Origin of the sequence: Nostoc sp. 'Peltigera membranacea cyanobiont' 210A, assembly GCF_002246015.1 — a bacterium.
Taxonomy (GTDB): Bacteria; Cyanobacteriota; Cyanobacteriia; order Cyanobacteriales; family Nostocaceae; genus Nostoc.
Window position 1 is genome coordinate 11,942 of record NZ_NOLJ01000013.1, and the last position, 18,727, is coordinate 30,668.

The 18,727-nt window shown below is 40.1% G+C and carries 17 protein-coding genes and 1 pseudogene; 14 read left to right on the forward strand and 4 right to left on the reverse strand.

Annotated elements, in window-relative coordinates:
- The first annotated feature begins 46 nt into the window (after positions 1-46).
- The 8 genes from CDG76_RS31330 to CDG76_RS31365 all read left to right on the forward strand — a co-directional run bounded on the left by CDG76_RS31330 (position 47) and on the right by CDG76_RS31365 (position 7,454).
- Complete coding sequence (locus CDG76_RS31330) at positions 47-1,702, forward strand: type I restriction-modification system subunit M (RefSeq protein WP_223265467.1); 1,656 nt, start codon at positions 47-49, stop codon at positions 1,700-1,702.
- Positions 1,699-2,058, forward strand: coding sequence for a hypothetical protein (locus tag CDG76_RS31335; protein WP_223265468.1), 360 nt, complete (start codon positions 1,699-1,701; stop codon positions 2,056-2,058). Before CDG76_RS31330 ends, CDG76_RS31335 begins: the two co-directional genes overlap by 4 nt.
- On the forward strand, positions 2,048-2,467 hold the full coding sequence (locus CDG76_RS31340; RefSeq protein WP_317616146.1) for a hypothetical protein: 420 nt from the start codon (positions 2,048-2,050) through the stop codon (positions 2,465-2,467). Before CDG76_RS31335 ends, CDG76_RS31340 begins: the two co-directional genes overlap by 11 nt.
- Positions 2,468-2,529: 62 nt before the next feature.
- Positions 2,530-2,787, forward strand: coding sequence for a DUF2281 domain-containing protein (locus CDG76_RS31345; protein WP_094352745.1), 258 nt, complete (start codon positions 2,530-2,532; stop codon positions 2,785-2,787).
- Positions 2,787-3,209, forward strand: coding sequence for a type II toxin-antitoxin system VapC family toxin (locus CDG76_RS31350; protein ID WP_094352746.1), 423 nt, complete (start codon positions 2,787-2,789; stop codon positions 3,207-3,209). Before CDG76_RS31345 ends, CDG76_RS31350 begins: the two co-directional genes overlap by 1 nt.
- Positions 3,210-3,220: 11 nt before the next feature.
- Positions 3,221-4,027, forward strand: coding sequence for a restriction endonuclease subunit S (locus CDG76_RS31355; protein WP_190241038.1), 807 nt, complete (start codon positions 3,221-3,223; stop codon positions 4,025-4,027).
- Positions 4,024-7,128, forward strand: a complete 3,105-nt coding sequence (locus tag CDG76_RS31360) for a type I restriction endonuclease subunit R (protein WP_094352748.1) — start codon at positions 4,024-4,026, stop codon at positions 7,126-7,128. Before CDG76_RS31355 ends, CDG76_RS31360 begins: the two co-directional genes overlap by 4 nt.
- Positions 7,125-7,454 carry a M48 metallopeptidase family protein gene (locus tag CDG76_RS31365; RefSeq protein WP_094352749.1) on the forward strand — a complete coding sequence of 110 codons (330 nt, stop codon included), beginning with the start codon at positions 7,125-7,127 and terminating at the stop codon, positions 7,452-7,454. The genes CDG76_RS31360 and CDG76_RS31365 overlap by 4 nt, the downstream gene beginning before the upstream one ends.
- A 699-nt stretch (positions 7,455-8,153) precedes the next feature.
- Here the strand turns inward: CDG76_RS31365 and CDG76_RS31370 are convergent.
- A complete protein-coding gene (locus CDG76_RS31370) occupies positions 8,154-8,336 on the reverse strand; it encodes a CsbD family protein (RefSeq protein ID WP_094352750.1) in 183 nt (60 codons plus the stop codon).
- A gap of 386 nt (positions 8,337-8,722) precedes the next feature.
- Here CDG76_RS31370 and CDG76_RS31375 point away from each other — a divergent pair, with 386 nt between their 5' ends.
- The 5 genes from CDG76_RS31375 to CDG76_RS31395 all read left to right on the forward strand — a co-directional run bounded on the left by CDG76_RS31375 (position 8,723) and on the right by CDG76_RS31395 (position 14,417).
- On the forward strand, positions 8,723-9,610 hold the full coding sequence (locus CDG76_RS31375) for a TIGR02587 family membrane protein (protein WP_094352751.1): 888 nt from the start codon (positions 8,723-8,725) through the stop codon (positions 9,608-9,610).
- Positions 9,607-10,005, forward strand: coding sequence for a TIGR02588 family protein (locus CDG76_RS31380; RefSeq protein ID WP_094352752.1), 399 nt, complete (start codon positions 9,607-9,609; stop codon positions 10,003-10,005). The genes CDG76_RS31375 and CDG76_RS31380 overlap by 4 nt, the downstream gene beginning before the upstream one ends.
- Positions 10,006-10,787: 782 nt before the next feature.
- A complete protein-coding gene (locus tag CDG76_RS31385; protein ID WP_094352753.1) occupies positions 10,788-11,582 on the forward strand; it encodes a hypothetical protein in 795 nt (264 codons plus the stop codon).
- 395 nt (positions 11,583-11,977) lie between these two features.
- The gene (locus CDG76_RS31390) at positions 11,978-13,198 is read left to right on the forward strand and encodes an MFS transporter (RefSeq protein WP_094352754.1); all 1,221 of its coding nucleotides are present in this window, start codon (positions 11,978-11,980) and stop codon (positions 13,196-13,198) included.
- Between the two features lie 220 nt (positions 13,199-13,418).
- Positions 13,419-14,417 (forward strand): hypothetical protein, encoded by a 999-nt coding sequence (locus CDG76_RS31395; RefSeq protein WP_094352755.1) that lies wholly within the window; start codon positions 13,419-13,421, stop codon positions 14,415-14,417.
- An 82-nt stretch (positions 14,418-14,499) separates the two neighbouring features.
- Here the strand turns inward: CDG76_RS31395 and CDG76_RS39280 are convergent, their stop codons facing one another.
- Both CDG76_RS39280 and CDG76_RS31400 read right to left on the reverse strand, forming a co-directional pair.
- Positions 14,500-14,628, reverse strand: a complete 129-nt coding sequence (locus tag CDG76_RS39280) for a hypothetical protein (RefSeq protein WP_262984379.1) — start codon at positions 14,626-14,628, stop codon at positions 14,500-14,502.
- Positions 14,629-14,670: 42 nt separating this feature from the next.
- Complete coding sequence (locus CDG76_RS31400; protein WP_094352756.1) at positions 14,671-16,548, reverse strand: ATP-dependent nuclease; 1,878 nt, start codon at positions 16,546-16,548, stop codon at positions 14,671-14,673.
- 348 nt (positions 16,549-16,896) lie between these two features.
- Between CDG76_RS31400 and CDG76_RS31405 the strand changes: the two are divergent.
- A pseudogene (locus tag CDG76_RS31405) lies at positions 16,897-17,172 on the forward strand (ABC transporter permease); the annotation flags it as partial.
- 58 nt (positions 17,173-17,230) lie between these two features.
- Here CDG76_RS31405 and CDG76_RS31410 read toward each other — a convergent pair.
- On the reverse strand, positions 17,231-18,676 hold the full coding sequence (locus CDG76_RS31410; protein WP_094352757.1) for a deoxyribodipyrimidine photo-lyase, 8-HDF type: 1,446 nt from the start codon (positions 18,674-18,676) through the stop codon (positions 17,231-17,233).
- Between the last annotated feature and the right edge of the window lie 51 nt (positions 18,677-18,727).

Here is an 18,727-nt window from a genome sequence, read left to right on the forward strand (position 1 = left end):
TTCTCTACGAGACGCTCCGCGAACGCTAACACAGGAGTTAAGTATAGTGCCGCGTGGAACAAGGAAAAACAGTAAAAAGCAAGCAGAGGAAAACGGTTCTCTTGATTTACCACTTCTACAGTTAGCGAACCAAGCTGATGAGCGTTTGGACATTCCCGCAATGGAACAATGGCTGTGGGACGCTGCTTGTAAGATACGCGGTTCGACGGATGCACCAAAATTCAAGGATTTTATTCTGCCGCTAATTTTCTACAAACGGCTGTCTGATGTGTTTGATGATGAGTATGAAAAGTGCGCCGAGAAATTTGGGGGTGGAGACTTAGCCCGTGCTTTCATTGAAGCAGATCACAAAGATGCAATTAAAAATAACCGTCAGCCGATTGTGCGTTACTATGTCCCCCACGAATACCGTTGGGATGCGATTCGCTTTCATCCTAAAGATGGCTTAGGAGAGTTTATCACAACGGCGATGCGGGAGGTGGCAAAGCGCAATCCTGGGTTATCGGGAACGCTGACGCTGAAGGATTATAACGAGAAGCAAAGCAATCAGCGCGTTTTGGATAATGACCCTTTAAAGGACTTGATTGAAGTCATCAGTCGGCATCGGTTGGGGTTAAAGAATACCAATGCAGATGTTTTGGGGGAAGCCTATGAGTATCTGCTGCGGAAGTTTGCCGAAGGACAGGGGCAAAGTGCGGGGGAGTTTCTGACACCATCAGAAGTGGGTTGGTTGATTGCGGAAATTATTGACCCTGAACCCTACACGAAGATTTATGACCCCACTTGTGGATCGGGAAGGTTGTTAACTAAGCCGCGTCTGGTGTTCAACCGCAAACATCCAGGGGAAGAGAGTAAAGCACCTCGGTTATTTGGGCAAGAGTTGAACCCGACAACTTTTGCGATCGCTAAAATGAATATGTTTTTGCAGGATTTTACTGATACTCAAATTGAGATTGGCGATACATTCAGGCAACCTAAATTTACGGTTGACAAGAAGGTGATGCGCTTTGATTATGTGGTTGCTAATCCGATGTGGAATCAGGACAACTACGGCGCAGATGCTTATGAAGAAGATTCTTTTGAACGGTTTAAGGACGGAATTGCATCGAAATCTTCAGCAGATTGGGGATGGGTGCAGCATATTTGGGCATCGCTGAAAGATAACGGACGGGCGGCAGTTGTTTTGGATACAGGTGCAGTGTCTCGCGGTTCGGGGAGTCAAAACAAAAATCAAGAAAGGGACATTCGCAAGGTATTTGTGGAAAGGGACAGAGTTGAAGGGGTGATTTTACTACCTGAAAACTTGTTTTATAACACGACTGCGCCAGGGGTGGTAATTTTGTTAAATCGGCTGAAACCTCTGAATCGGAAGGGCGAGTTTTTGCTGATTAATGCTGCTGATTATTTTGTGAAGGGCGATCCGAAGAATATTTTGACGCAGGAAGGGATTAAAGCGGTTGATGAGGTTTATCGCAATTGGGAAACGCGAGAGAAGCTGAGTAAGGTCGTTAAGTTAGAAGAATTGAGGGAAGCGGATTATAATCTTAGTCCGTCGCAGTTTGTGGATGTTAGCGATAAAGTTGTGCATCGTTCCATTGAAGATATTTTGACAGATTTGGCGATCGCAAGACAAGAGAGGCAATGGGCGGATAAAGATTTAGACGAGGTGTTAGCAAAGTTGAATTTAAGCGTCAAAGAATGAGTACAGATTTAATGCCTGATGAGTTGCCTGTTGACCCGTTTTGGTTAAGGTTGTGTGCAAAATATAGTGAGGCAGAAATTGCTGAGATTGAGCAGTATTTGACCAAGTGGGATGCATCTACCTATACTAGTGTGGCTCATAGTGTTATAGATCATGCTTTGAGGAAAAATATTGATGCTTTGAAATATTTAAGAAAAGCTCACAACTTTAATAAAAAAGGAGCAATGCGAGTACCTAAAGCCGGATATCGTGGAGATGGTGCAGCAGTTTATCGAAAAGGAAATGAGTATATAATTGTTCGACCAGATTCGTTTGGTATTGAAAAAATTGTCACTTATGGAGTCAATGATGAGTAGGTTAGATGTGGTAACTCAAAAAGCTAATAGAACGAAAAATCAGATTATTCATATTTTAGAACAGTTAACCAGTGATTATCAAACCACAAAATCAGAACGCCAGAAAATCGCCGCAAATTTCCCCGCATCTAATGATGAGTTTTCGCTTTTAGAAGAACTTGAACTATTAACAGTTAATATCAGAGGATATGCTAGTCAAATTCAAGTTAAGGGTGAGATACAAAATCAACAGCAAGCAGTTGAAAATTTAAATCACCTGGGAATTTTTGATATTCCTGCTGTTGCTCAATTTTACTTTGGTAGTAATGGAGAATATCAAAGTATGAAGGCTTATCTTGAGATGTTAGACTATTTACGCTTGCTGATTCTTGAGTATTTAAGTTTTTCTGCAATGAGTAGTAGAGTGTAAATTGCTAAAGTTTCAATCAGCTACAAGTATTTCTCCTTTTTATTTTCATCGAGGATACAGCAATGACTCAAGCAATTGATAAAGAACAAATGATAATTGATGAGGTTAAAAAATTATCTCCTGAGAAGCAGCAGGAGGTATTAAATTTTATTGAATTTTTGCATTTCAAGGAATTACAAAAGCAGGAGACACTTCAGGATACAGAGAAGGAAAAACAAGTTTCCTTTTTAGAAGCTGCTAAGGAGTTTATTGGATGTATTGATGGAGGCCCCGGAGATTTGGCGACTAATAAAAAGTATTTAGAAGGGTTCGGTAGGTAGTGAAGCAAAATATCATTATTGATACTGGCCCACTAGTTGCTTTAATTAATAATCAGGAACGATATCATAGTTGGGCTACTAAAGAAGTCGCTAATCTAGCTTACCCTTTCTTTACTTGCGAAGCAGTTATTAGTGAGACGTGTTTTATATTGCGAGATTTCTATGGCGGTGAGGATACGGTTATGTCTTTGTTAGATACTGGCTTAATTCAAATCTCTTTTCGTCTCAGTGATGAAATAGGAACGGTTAGAGAGTTACTGAAGCGATATCAGAATGTGCCGATGTCTTTAGCTGATGCGTGTTTGGTAAGAATGAGTGAGTTGATTAATGGTAGTAGTGTGTTAACTCTAGATAGTGATTTTCGGGTTTATCGGAAGAATAAAAATGAAATGATGGATTTGATTATTGCTGATGGAATATGAGAGGGGTAGGAATGGGTGAGATGCAAGTGCCGCCTCATTGGAAAGTTGTAAAGTTAGGTGAATATTGCGAAAAGCCGGAGTATGGTTATACAGCCAGTGCAACTGAAAAAGATCATGGGTATAAATTTTTAAGAATTACTGATATTCAGGATGGTACAGTGCAATGGAATAATGAATCGCGCAAGCAGACGGAAATAGGCGAAATTCCTGAAAGCTGGCAAGTTGTGAAGTTGGGTGAGATTTGTAGTATTTCTACAGGTACTACACCATCTACTAACAAACCAGAATATTACATAGGTAATATTCCATTTATCAAGACAGCGCAAATAGTAAATAACAGAATTTGTGAATCTGATACTTGTATAAGTAAGCAAGCAGTACTAGACTATAATCTAAAAATTTATCCTCCTAAAACCGTATTCATGGCAATGTACGGTCAGGGGAAAACCAGAGGACAAGTATCTTTGTTAGAAATCGGTGCTGCAACTACACAAAATACAGCAGCAATTATACCAAATTACAAAATAGATTCAGAATTTCTCTGGCAATATTTAATGAATCAATATGAGAAGTTAAGAGAAGCGGCTCATCAAGGGCAAATTTCACACCTTAATCTTGGTTTGCTTAAACAGTATAAAATTGCCTTCCCTTCTCCTGAAGAACAGATATATATTACAGATATTTTGAAAAACTGCGATCGCAAAATTCAAGCCCTAGAAAAAGAAATCACCCTTATCGACGAACTCTTCCACGCCATGCTAGAACAACTGATGATAGGTAAAATTTCCACCCAACCCTTAACTGAGACTTACGTATGAGCGAAACTTCCGCCGTGCAAAGACCGATGCTGAAATATGCCTATCAAATTGGCTGGGAATACCTAACTTCAAAAGAGGCATTACAACGGCGTGAAGGAAAGGGAGAGGAAAAGCTCAATGAACGCTACTTTGCGGATGTTCTTCGCAGTCAACTAATTAAACTAAATCCTGGGGTTGTCACCTCCAACAACATAAACGAAATTCTTCGCCGTCTGCGAAACATTGAGAACACCATCGAAGGCAACCGCGAAGCTTTAAACTGGTTGCAAGGCAAACAATCTATTTTTGTCGCCCAAGAAGAAAACCGCGACAGAAATATTACCCTCATCGACTTTAATAACCCAGAAAATAACATCTTCCAAGTTACTGATGAATGGTCGCAAAAAGGCCTAAAATTTCCCAACCGCGCTGATATTATTTTTCTAATTAACGGTATTCCCGTCGCCATTGCTGAAACCAAAGGAGAAAAGAAAACTGATGGTTTAGCACTAGGCATTGACCAAATTCGCCGCTACCACAACCAAACCCCAGAATTACTCGCCTTTCCCCAAATTTTTGAAGTCACAGAACTCTGGAATTTCTGGTATGGCTTAACTTGGAATACCAACCGCAAAAATTTGTTTGAATGGAAACTGAACAAACAAAGCGACACAATTAAAGAAGGCGACTATGAAGAGAAAATCAAAACCTTCTTCGACCATCAACGCTTTTTAGAGATTCTTAGATATTACGTTGTTTTCCTCGAACGCGATGACGGCTTAACTAAAGTAGTTTTACGACAACACCAAACCCGTGCAGTCGAAAAAGTCCTGCAACGCATCCAAGACCCGAATAAAAAACGCGGACTAGTTTGGCATACCCAAGGCAGTGGTAAAACCCTCACCATGATTATAATTGCCGCCCAACTCCGCAATATTAGCGGCGATAATACCGTAATCATGATTATTGACCGCAACGAATTAGAAAACCAACTAGACAAAAACCTCAAGGCTTATGGCATCAAAAGTTATGAAGTCGCAACTAGTAAAGCAGACTTAGAAAAACTAATCCAAGATGATTATCGCGGGTTAATCGTCGCCATGATTCACAAATTCGACAAGATGAAGGTAGAAAATAAGCGTTCTACGATTACCGTCTTAGTCGATGAGGCACACCGTAGCACAGGTGGTAATTTCGGCATATATTTGATGGCTGCCCTCCCCAACGCTACATTTATCGGTTTCACAGGTACACCTGTCAGTAAAGCAGCTAAAGGACAAAGTACCTTCCAAACCTTCGGCGAACCTACTGACCCAAAATACAGCCTAGATTCCTATTCAACCGCCGACTCGGTACGAGATGGCACAACCCTGAAGCTAAATTATGCCCTTGCTAAATCAGAGTTTCGCGTTCCCCAAGAAATTTTAGAAAAAGAATTTCTCCAACTTAAAGCCGCAGAAGATATTAACGACATTGAGGAACTGGATGGCATTCTCGATCGCGCAGTTAAATTAAAAGAGTTTCTCAAAAGTGAAGATAGAGTAGATAAAGTAGCTAAATTTGTCGCCGAACACTTCCGCGACTACGTTGAACCAATGGGCTTTAAAGCTTTTATGGTTGGTGTAGATCGGGAAGCTTGTAGACTTTATAAACAAGCCTTAGACAAATATCTCCCTGCTGAATACTCAACAGTCGTCTATTCCCGGACTACAGCCGAAGGACTGCGCGAGTACAATCTGACTGATGCCGAAGAGAAAGAAGTCCGCAAAGCTTTTATTAAAAAATCCGTCGTTTCTGCCAAAATATCCTTACCGGATACAGTAATCGACTTTATCGGATCTCGACCTAAAGATTTTAACTACATTACTAAAACCCTAAGTTTTACAGGTTATTGTTCTGCTGAAGATGCCCAAAATTTAGAAATTCTGTGCGGTGGCGATGCTGATGCTGTGACAAAAATTCGCCAACTTTACGAAGACTACCGCAAAGCATTGCCCAAAATTCTCATCGTCACCGAGAAACTATTGACGGGATTTGATGCACCGATACTTTATTGTATGTATCTCGACAAACCGATGCGCGATCACGTTCTCTTGCAGGGAATCGCCCGTGTGAATCGCCCCTATGAAGACGTAGAAGGTTTAGTTAAACCCTACGGCTTTGTTCTAGATTTTATCGGGATCTTTGGCGACAAACTAGAGCAAGCCCTGGCTTTTGAATCGGGAGAAGTTAACGACATCATCCAAAATGTCGATGTGATCAAAAACCTCCTGCAAACGATGATGGAAAATACTGCACCTGAGTATTTACCGCTAGCTAAGGGATGGGACGACAAAGCAAAAGAACGCGCTGCGGCGCACTTTGCGGATAAAGACTTGCGAGAGAAGTTCTTTCAATTTGTCCGCCAATTACAATCAATTTACGAAATCCTCTCTCCTGACCCTGACTTGCGTCCCTTCATGGAAAATTATCAAGCGATCGTCAGGCTTTACGGAACCATCCGCGCTGCTTATAATACCAGCCCCTACATTGATATTGAACTCACCGCCAAAACCAAAGAACTGGTACGCCGCAACGTCACAATCGGCGAGTTAGAAATGCCAGGGACAATCCACGAACTCAATACCCAACAATTAGAACAATTCCGCCAAAGTAGCACAACGGATACAGTAAAAGTTTTAAACTTGAGTAAGGCACTGTTTAGAGATGTACACGAGCAAAGTCAGCGATCGCCTTTTTTGATTTCCATTGGCGAACGTGCCGAAATTGTCCGCGCCAGCTTTGAAAACCGCCAAATAGAGGCTCACGTTGCTTTAACCCAACTAGATGAAATTGCCAATGAATGCGTAGAAGCAGAGTCAGAACGGCAACGGCTCAAGGTTGATGAAAACACCTTTGCGATTTATACTGTCATCAAGCAAGCGGTTGATCGGCTTGATATCAACCAAGCCGAAACCATCAACGCCATTTATGGCAACTTCCCTGATTACTGGTGGGATGCGCGTCAGGAAATTGATTTAAGAACCGAACTTTACGCTACTATTTATCCGATTACAAGCTCAGTTGAGCAAACTATTGAAGTCACGAACAATCTACTGAAACTCCAACGAGTCGAATCATGATTGCTAACTGCGACAATTTAAAATGGGAAGACGCGCAAGCATTTAAGGACGCTGTGGGAGAATGGAGCGATCGCATTAAAGTCCAAGTCAAACAAATTCAACTCCGTCCGATGAAGCGCAAGTGGGCATCTATTTCTACTACAGGACGCTTAACGCTGAATACTGAACTGCTAGATTTACCAAAAGAATTGGGTGAGTTTGCGATCGTTCACGAACTTGTGCATCTCCTCGTTCCCAACCACGGTAAGCTATTTAAGTGCTTTATGTCTGCTTATTTGCCTGATTGGGAAGAGAGGGAGAAGCGATTACAGGGCTTTGTGGGGTAATGCGGGAAACTGCCTTTAAAGGTCTTATAGCGGTTCTCGGTTAAGTGAGGTACAAGAACCCCACCCCCAACCCCCTCCCCGCTCTTCGAGAGGGGACTATNGATGTACCTTGTATGATTAGGAAACGCTATATATCGTTATGTTTTTGATACGGACAAGAACCTTAAAGTCTTGCAGACTAAGATTATAGATACTAAATTTTAGTTATGAGTATGGCAAAAATATGCTCAAATTACATCTCCTACAGAAGTAGTCCGTTTTGCTCTACGGTATGTCAACCCAATTATGATACCTGCAACAGGAACTATAGAGCTAAGAAATTACGTAAAAATATTACCAGAAATATCGAGTAATTTATCGGTAATAATGGAAGACTATTTTATGCAAATAATTGTAGTCCATCCAGAATATCAACCCTCAAGAGCAATACAGTTCAGATAAGCCAAAAACCCTCATGTAGAGACGCGATAAATCGCGTCTTCAAATACCAATTATCTACACCAATAACCCTTAACTGAACCGTATTGCCCTCAAGAGGAATTATCCATGCTTAATTGAAGAGGTAAGTTTTTAGTAACTAACACTTTCAGATTTTACGCAATAAAAAACCCCACTAACTTATAGAAAGTGGAGCAATTAATGTTACAAGTTTAGGAGTCAATCATCAGTAAAATCGCTATTTGCACTCGACAAGCGAAATTACTCTAAAGCTTTCTTAAGTTCGTCTTTAATATTTTCTACGGTGTGAGTAACTTGGGCATCAGCTTGCTTCGCTTGTCCTTCAGCTTTATCTTGTGGATTACCTGTTATTTCACCCACAACCTCTTGAATTTTTCCTTCAATATTTTTTGCAGTTGCTTCTATTCTCTTTTCAGCGCTCATGGTTTTTATCTCCAGCTTGTAGTTGATTCAGGGAACCCCAAAAATAAATTACTACTACTTGGAAAGTGGGCCGAAAAGCCCGCCCATTTCAGAGGACGGGCAAGACGCTCACCCTACAAGTAATAAAATTATCAACATTTTATTACTTGGAAGTCCCTAAGCTATTACATAATCTAACAGCTGTGTATTGTTTTTTACTTCCATCAACCGAGAGAATATTTTGGTAAATTATATTATCTTAAGATAGATGCCGATCGGGCTAATAGCACACAATGTAAAATATGAACATCTGACAAAGAAGATTTATATATATTAAAAAAACAACTTTTTCCCAAATAAATGAACTATAAGTTAAAGCAAAATTTAAATAAAAGGAAAATAAAGGAGTGCCAACAAAAAGTCAAAAAAATGTCTGGAAGAATGAGATTAATGACATCATTCGAGGTGCTTGTGGAGGTTTTTTATTTGGCATACCCTTGCTGTACACAATGGAGGTTTGGTGGATTGGATCGCTGGCAAAAGCACAATTTATCATGACGGCGATCGCATTAATGTTTATTGTGGTTTACTTGCTCAATTACACAGAAGGCTTTCGGAAACGCAGATATACAGGCCTCGCTCATCAAGCCGTAATGGATACCGTAGAGGCGATCGCGATCGGAATAGCTTGTTCTACCTTTGTGCTATTACTATTGCGAGAATTGACACCAGAAACCTCCCTAAAGGAATCTTTAGGTAAAATCATCTTTGAAAGTGTGCCCTTCGCTCTCGGTGTAGCATTAGCGAATCAGTTTTTGGGAGAAACTGAAAACAACAATGGAAAAGGACAAGGAAGCGATCGCGAAAATAGCACAACTAAGAACAAAGGTGATGAGTTACACGCCACTTTTGTGGATGTGGGTGGAACCCTGATTGGTGCAACCATAATTGCATTTAACATCGCTCCCACAGATGAAATCCCTATGCTTGCAGCCGCAACCTCTCCACCTTGGGAGTTGGCAATGATCGCCGCATCTTTGCTGATTTCTTATGGCATTGTATTTCAGGCAGGTTTTTCTAACCAGCAAAAACGTAAAGACCAAAAGGGAATTTTTCAACGGCCATCAAGCGAAACCATTATGTCCTACCTAGTATCATTGCTAGCAGGCGCTTTTATGCTGTGGTTCTTTCAAAAATTAACTTTTAGCGACCCCTGGACAATGTGGTTAGATCACACATTGATACTGGGTTTACCTGCAACTATTGGTGGTGCAGCCGGAAGGTTAGCAATATGACTAAAACAGAACAACAACCAAAGCGCTCAATAGCTGAGTGGATAACATTCAGCATAGCCTCATTCATCCTAGCAATCATTGTGAGTCTAGTAGGCTACACTTGGCTGAACGAAAAAAATCAACCTCCAATCCTTTCTGTCACTAAAAAACAAACAATTCGAGAAATTAATGGCCAGTTTTATGTTCCTTTTGAAGTTGTGAATAGTGGAGGAGATACAGCTGAGTCAGTTCAGATTATGGCTGAGTTACTGATTAACGACAAAGTTACAGAAACAGGAGAGCAACAGATTGACTTTTTATCTAGTGGGGAAAGCGAAGAAGGCGCATTTATATTCAGCCATAACCCGCGCCAAGGTCAGTTAAATCTACGTGTTGGTAGCTATAAATTGCCATAGGGGACTGACAAATAAAAAAAATACCCCACAATATTGCATAATCTATTTGTTGGAAGTATACCCGAACTCAACCCTCACCACACTTGCTTTCAGAGTGGGAACGCTAAGAGCGAATAAGTCGGGCGTTGCCTGCCTAACGCAGTGCGCTAAGAGTTGAGTTCGGGTGCGCGCGATTGATCGTGTGGGTGAGATATTTCTTTACCTGACGTTGATGTAGCCTCTGTCTCCAACATACTGTTCGCGTTCGTAGAGAAGTTAAAATCTACTGTATGAGTCCTATATTTTATTACTTGCCCATATTTTCGACACGATAGCGCCCGCATTTTTGATAACCTTGAAGAAATTAAATAATTTCAAAAAATAAATAATCGCATTTTTATTCCACCAGAGATATAAAATAGAATTAACTGTTTTGAGGTAGATTTCATCAGAAATTTATAATTTTGATATTTGTATTATGCCAGTATTACGAATGTTAACTACATTTGACATATAAAACTATCAAGAAATATTTTACATCTATTATTGTTGGTACTCCTAACAACAACTTATTGCTGGGTACTAGTAATGACGACCGGATTTGTGCTTGTGGAGGCAATAACAATATCTCCGCCAGTCTGGAATAACCTAATTGATGGTGGAGAAGACAGGCTGATAATGGCCGTAATGAAAAATCTCAGGTGAGTTGGTGCGATCGCAGCAGTTGCTTCAACTCTCTCGATCTAAACAAGGCATTGTTGCATTTTGATGATATTATCTTAAAAAATTAAGGAGAAAACCTTGTGGGAGTTACGATCAATCAATTATTTAAGTTATCTGTAAAATATTTTTCAGCGATCGCAGCCATAATAACGGTTCTCCCATTACCAGTTAAAGCCGCTACATTTTTAGTAACTGAGCGCGCTGGTTTAGGAGGCAACGATAAAGTTAATTGGGAAAGTTTAGGTAAAGTCTTTAATCCGTCCGCTCCTGATTTTTCGGCTTTTTTACCTAACTCTTTTTCAGCAACATCAGAACGTGGTTTAGGCTTGGATATAAATATAACTCCAACTAATAAGCCTCAAATTACTCCACCATTTGTCTTTCAAACTTTACCTTCACCTGGCATTCGGAGTAACTTCGCTCTAGGTGATTTCATTCTCTTCGGAGGTATAGATCCAACAGGTTTTATCCCTCTTCCTCCAGGTACTCCCGATCCTGGAACTAAGGGGAACGGCGGGCCTTTTTCGATTAGTTTTGCCCAGCCAGTTTTTGGCGCTGGAACTCAGATAGCTGTAGACACTAGTAAATTGAAAATTGAAAATTCGATCGCCGCTTTTGATAACGCCAATAACCTATTGGGTACTTTCTCCGTTCCAAATTTTTCGTCCTTAGCATTAGATAATTCGGCGGTATTCTTGGGGATTCGTAGTGATACTCCAAACATCTCACGGCTTGTTTTTAGCAGTTCTGCTCCACAATATGGCTTGGCTATTAATCAGGTAAGTATTCTTGCAACTCCCGAACCAACTTATACCTTAGCGATATTAGCTTTTGGAGTTTCAAGTGCTGTTTTGAAACGACGCAAACATACTTGATACTCCCATAGCATCGAAATAGCTTTCATTTAATAAGTTAGAGATTTCGGACATACTCAAACTTATGTCAGTAGGTAACGTAAGTTCCAGATAATTCTTGTCTTTAACCAAATTCAAGTCAATGTTATACAAAGAATTAGAAAACATCATAGACGCTAAGATACAAAAAGCCATACGGAAGCACGAAATTATAGTTGCTTTAATTAGTAGTATTATTGGCTTGATTTTTATCATGGGTTTGTTCCATGCTATTTTGCTCAACCACACTGAAATTCAAACATTTTGTTTGTACTGATTACTGTTTGTAATCAATAGCTCTTTAGAATCAAGCATACTCTGATGTCCTTAAAACTAATCCAAGTTAGACATCTTTTTTATAAAATGGAATTGTACAGATGGAGAGTAAAAAGAATAACAGGGCTATATTCGTCTTATTTTTGACTGTTTTTATAGACTTGCTCGGCTTCGGAATTATTCTGCCGATACTGCCTTTGTATGCTGAACAATTTGGTGCAAAACCTAATGAAGCGACTTTACTTGTAGCTATTTATTCTTTAATGCAGTTCTTATTTGCACCATTATGGGGCAGATTTAGCGATCGCTACGGTCGCCGTCCGATTTTATTACTGACTTTATTCGGTTCGGTAATTGCATACGCAGGCTTAGGTTTTGCCAACTCCTTATGGATTTTGTTTATTGCTCGTAGTCTTGCCGGGATTATGTCAGGGAATATTGCCACTGCTCAGGCGTACATAGCAGATATTACCACGCCAAGTAATCGAGCTCGTGGCATGGGTGTAATCGGGGCAGCTTTTGGTCTTGGGTTTATTCTCGGCCCAGCGATTGGAGGTCTTCTAATCGGGTCAGATCCGAACAACGCTAACTTTCATCTACCGTCGTTGTTTGCTGCCGGATTATCTTTATTGGCATTTCTTTGTGCTTTGATATTACTTCCAGAATCTCTAAATTCTGAGACTAAAGCCAAAATCCAACTTCATCGCCACCATCAGCAATCCCTAAACTTGCTACAGTTGTCACAGCGATCGCAGTTTTGTGTACTTGTTGGCATCTACTTTTTAGTCACCTTTGCTGTTGCAGCTATGGACTCTACATTAGCTTTATGGTCTAACCAGCAATTAAATTGGGGACCTCAACAAGCTAGTTATCTTTTTGCTTTCATGGGGATTGTCAGCACAATCATTCAAGGAGGACTAATCGGATTTCTCAAGAAAAAATTGGGTGAAATCAAGTTACTTATCTTGGGGATATTAGGATTAGGTTTAGGATTACTGTTAATTGGATTCTCGCAAAGCTTAATTTTATTATTAGTCGCCGCCACACTTGTGGCATGGGGAATTAGTGTCAGCCAACCAATATTGAACAGCTTGATTTCCCAAATGACATCCCCAGAAGAACAAGGACAAATATTAGGAATTGCCAGTTCTTGCTCTGCATTGGCACGCATCGCTGGGCCAACGTGGGCAGGGGTTAGTTTTATGAAATTTGGGAGTTCTGCTCCTTTTTTGAGTGGAACTTTAGTAATGGTAGTAGCTTTGACTCTTAGTTTGCGAGTAACTAAAAGTGCATCTGAACCAAAAACAGAACGTGTAGCCTGAAAAGCTAGGTCTGAATTAAGAATTACGGCGTTGCTGCAAGGGATGATTCTTGTAGGGTGGGCGACACGAGAGCCCTGAAATACAAGGGACGGGCAAGATGCCCATCCCACAAAACTAGCAAAATCATCCCGCAAATATGCAACGCCAAAATTACGAATTACGAATTACGTTAGCGCAGCGTTAGCGAGTCATCGAGCGTCATTACGAATTACGAATTATTATGACAGGTCGCCGAGTATTATTTTTAGGCATCTTTGTAAGCATCCTTCTCACCTACGCAATTTGGCTCGGTGGGAGCATTCCTGCAAGCATCATCAAACTTCCTGACCAAGGATTAAACTGGTACTACTGGAAGCTTCCCCAACCAACATTTTGGAGTCGAGCAACGGCTTGGGGTATGTACCTTGGGCATCAGTTTAGCATCTGGGCGTGTATCTTGTGGGCGCAGCGATGGCTACGCCCGCCGCAGGCATCGCAGTTGAAATACAAATCAGCGTTGCATCCGATAAATTACCTCATGCTTGCTATTAATGGTATATTCATCGCTTTACACTTTCTCCAAACATATATTTGGTATGATGCTCTAGCTCAAGATACTTCAATTTGGGCTTCTCAAGGTGCAGTTGTACTCTTACTAGTCTTCGTACTGATTTTAGAAACACCTCGACGCGGTTTATTTTTTGGCAATTCTGTGCCATTTCATCAACAGTTTTTGCAAATTATCAAGCTGTACCACGGCTATTTTTTCTCCTTCGCCGCTATCTATACCTTCTGGTATCATCCAATGGAAGCGACTTTGGGGCACTTGATTGGTTTTCTCTATATGTTCTTGCTTCTGCTCCAATCTTCCTTGATTTTTAACCGCACCCATGTAAACCGTTGGTGGACATTTACTTTAGAGGCTTCAGTGCTTTTACATAGTGTAATTGTGTCATTAATACTAGGACAAAGCAAGTGGCCCACATTTCTCTTTGGTTTTTTTGGCATTCTGGTACTTACTCAGCTTCACGGACTACCTGTGGGTATCTCGACGAAACGTACTATTTACGGAGCCTTTTTAGTAAGTGTCCTGGCCGTTTATGCACTGACTGAACGCGGCTTGGGCAGAATTTACGAAGTAACCTATATTCCTCTGATTGAGTTTGGATTAGTTGGTGCAATTTACTTAATCTTCCTACTCATCTTATGGACAATTTCTCATTTACCTGTAAAGACGTAACTTCTCAATAGACCTGTCCAAAATATAATTTGGGAACAAAAAACGTATCGGCTCAATAATTTGGGGTAGACAGTGATTCAAACTACCACGACCAACCCAAAGGATGAAGAAAAGATTTTTCACGAATAATTTCAGCCAAGGATGGAACGAATCCAATTTGAGAAATGCGATGCCTACGGCGGGCTACGCCTACGCGTACATATTGAGCCACTTCTTGCTCAGTAATACTTGTAAGTTGACTTTGAATTAATTTTTATTTAGAAACTATTGTTTCTAATAAATTGGCTATTTCCAATAGAGAATCAGGGTTATGATCAACTAGGTATTGGGTTAACTTAAAAGAGTGTGTTGTTTTTGAAAAGACTAATCGCGTTTCACAAAATGTTGAAAATAAATCCTTGAGAAGGTTCGCAGCATCAACTTTGCAAGACCATTCAGTATCTGAAATTTTCTGAATCTTGATATCTTTAGGTAAATACATACCTTCTTGCTTTTTTTTATTGAGCCATTCCTCAACCTCTTCGTTAGTGAGAGGTTGTTCCCGACATTCATCATCTTCATTGATGATATTCACTATTGCATCTGTATGAAGCAGATAATTTTCATACATTCGCCGAGGCAAAAATTTAACTGGTCTTTTGCTTCTTTTCTGCAAATCTAAAAGTTTATTTTCTGATTTCCCTTCGCTATCGAACAAAAATCCAATTGCAGGTGGAAATAAACTTGTTCCTCCACTCAGCTTATCGTAGATATCAAATATTAATTCTGCTCGTTTGCCATCCAAGTCACCAGTATTTTTGACAGCAAGAATACTTGTACCTTCTAAAAGCTTTTTTGCAATATTCTCTAGTATCAATGGGAAACATCGCTCTTCTGTTGGACCTTCCACCCAAAGAATATTATCCGCCCCAAAAACATCAGACAAGCTTACTCCTACTTCAGCCAAAAGAGAACGTTGCTCTTTCGTCTGTTTTGCATCTATTTCTAATCCTTTGGTTTCGCAATCTTCATATTTGAGCATCACTATTTTAGAAGGATTTGCAGCAGAAATGATGGTGGGTAAATGAGTTGCAATAATATATTGATGCTGAATAAAATCTTTTTTTAATATTTCGATAAGTTTTTTTGCTGCTCCTGGATGTAAAAATGATTGTGGTTCATCGATAATAATAGTTCGTGCTTCTTGCGAATTTATCACAACATATAAAATAGCTAAAACTTGACCAATTCCTGTTCCAGAAGCTGATAGTGAAATAGCCAAGTCTTGCCTTTCAGTTTCAGGATCTACATTCCATACCATAATTTCAACTTGTTGGGGTCTGGATTCAACAGTAATTCTTTTTATTTGTGGAAAAATAACTGAAACAAGATTATTAAGCCTTTCAAACCGCTTGGGATTTTTTCCTTGCAAACTATTAAGAACTTCAGCTAAATTAGATGCGTTTGGTTGGAGTTCAGAATTATTTCCAAAAGCACAGCTTCCGACATTGAATCTTTCTGCATGAAATCTATAAATTAGGTTATAGGAAATATTTAATAATTTACCAACAATTGTATCTGTTATCGGTACAGATGTTTGCTGATATAAATCTATAATATCTTCAGAGGTTCGTTTTATATTAATAGATGGGTATCGATTTGCATTAGATTCCGTTAATTGTGGCTCATATAGCCCAAATGTTAGTTCACTATTTTTTACGTCAATTCGCTCATGATAATTTACGCTAAAAAGTGATAGATTAAGTTTTACTAAATTTGATGTTTCTAACCATTTTTTAAATAAATTTATTCCTGCCTGCGGATTTACTAGAGCATGATTTAAGTTTTGACTCTGAGGAGACAAAATTAAAACTGGAAGCAAAAGTCCATTCATCAACGAGTAAAATTCGTGTTGAGTAAAAGTTAAGGTAATATTTGCTTTTGATTTAGGATCAATATATGAAGAATTGCTTGCTAATGTTTTGATACTTCGATGCGGTATATCATGAAAATTAAGCGTGAGTGCTTCGAGTAGTGCCGTTTTTCCTACGTTATTTTGTCCAACAATTATATTAATACCTGGTGTAAATTCCAATAAACCAGAGTTGAAAAAAGATTTATAATTGAAAAGTTGAAATTTGGAAAGGTACATAAATATTAGCTTCAGAGGGTCAAATCAAGTGTTAAAAAAACTTTTTCAAGAAGCGTATAGCGATAATATTTACGTAAGCTTGATGGAACATAGAGGATTTAGGGTTATAGGCAATAATTAGTATAATACTAGCTGACTAGTACCTCTTATGGTTTGACAATCTGCCGTCTTCTCACAAACGACCCTTCTTGAGAATCTCTGCGTGAGAGTCACTGCGGCATGTAAAAATAAGGCGTCGCCATTCTCATAAATAGTTCTTGAATCAGCGATGGAGCAAAAACCCCTCCAGGTGAGGTTTACGATTGCACATAAGACAAAATGGCTCTTTCGTTAACCCACTCCCCTTAACTTGCGATCGCAGCATTAATTTTTGGCAGATGACACCCTTTTGGTAGTACTTTAGCTTGTTTACTGTTTGGGGCTACAGAAGCTTTGCAACTGCGAATTCAGGCATTAGGGGCAAATATACCTTACCAATTTTTAGTAATGCTACCTTATGCGATCGCTTTATTGGCATTAGTGGGTAAATTGGGAAAATCTACACCCCCGAAAGCTTTAGGTACTCCCTACTTTGAAGAAAATCGCCACTTACACAAAAAACGTTCGTTCGACGAATATTTTTGACCACTGATCTAACGGGGGACAAGTGATATCACCTTTCAACCATCTGTCAAAAGTTATCTCAATCACCACTACTAAGAATTTTTTGCTGTTGATAACGCAGTTTAAACTGCTGTTGTTGTATTTTATGATCCACGATTGGGTCAGGATAGCCAACAGCATGACGTTCTAAAGGTGGAATTTTCCCAGTAACTAAATATTCTGTATCTACAGACCGCAATTCTGACACCCATTGCCGAATATATTCCCCTTCTGGATCGAATTTTTGTGTTTGACTGGCTGGGTTAAAAATCCGTACAGGTTTGGGGTCCATACCGCTAGAAGCACTCCATTGCCAACCACCGTTATTAGCAGACAAATCTCCATCAATCAACTTCTGCATAAAGTATTTTTCTCCCAATTGGGGATTAATTAGCAAGTCTTTAGTAAGGAAACTCGCAACAATCATTCGACAACGGTTGTGCATCCAGCCACTTTCATTCATCTGGCGCATTGCTGCATCCACAATGGGGTAGCCTGTTCTCCCCTCACACCAAGCTTGGAAATATTCTTCGTTAGTTTCCCAAGGAAAGTTCTTAAAGGTGTCGCGGAAAGCACCATCAGCTAATTCCGGGAAGTTATACATTGCGTGTTGATAAAACTCCCGCCAAGCTAATTCCTGTTGCCATGTGCGGATATTAACTGCTGTTTCTTCACTACGGCTGTTTTCCATTGCTTCTATGGTGGCTTGCCAAACGGTGCGAATGCCAATTACCCCAAATTTTAAAGCTGCACTCAGTTGTGATGTACCGTCCACTGCGGGGAAATTGCGCTGTTCTTGATATTCAGTAATAGCTTTATTAGTAAATTCATCTAATCGTTCTTGTGCTGCCGCCTCTCCTGGTGAAATAATCAAGTCACCATCCCAGATGAATCCTAAATCTTTTGCTGAAGGTAGTGTCAAGGCTCCTGCAAGTTTGGCAATTTCCTGTTCGGCTTGTGTTAATCCCTCAACATTTTGCAGTGTTTCTACTGGTTGAGCCTTCGGTTTAGCAATCCAATTTTTCCAGAAGGGTGTGTAAACCGTGTAAGGACTGTTACTACCCGTGCGTAACTCCTCTGGAGAGTTGAGGATTTGATCCCAGTTTTGGTTAAGAAACTCAATGCCTTTTTCTTTGAGGGCATTTATAATGGTGCGATCGCGTTCTTGTGAATAAGGTTCTACATCCCAATTCCAAAAAACAGCTTTGGCATTTATTGCTTCGGCTAAGGCTGGTATCGCTTGTACAGGATCGGCGTGGAGTATTAACAACTGGCTACCAACTTGAGCATATCGCTCTTGGAGTTTCTGCAAACAGCCAATCATATAAGTTACTTTCACAGGAGCAACATCATCCCGTTCCAGAATATGCGGATCTAGGCAAAACACGCCCACCACTTTCGGACTCTGCCGTTTTGCCGCAGCCAGTCCCGTATTATCAGAAATGCGTAAATCGCGCCGATGCCAAAACAGAATTAAGTCAGACATTCCATGCTGGATATAGTTCACCCGTACTAGCTTAGATGCTAGTGGTACCAA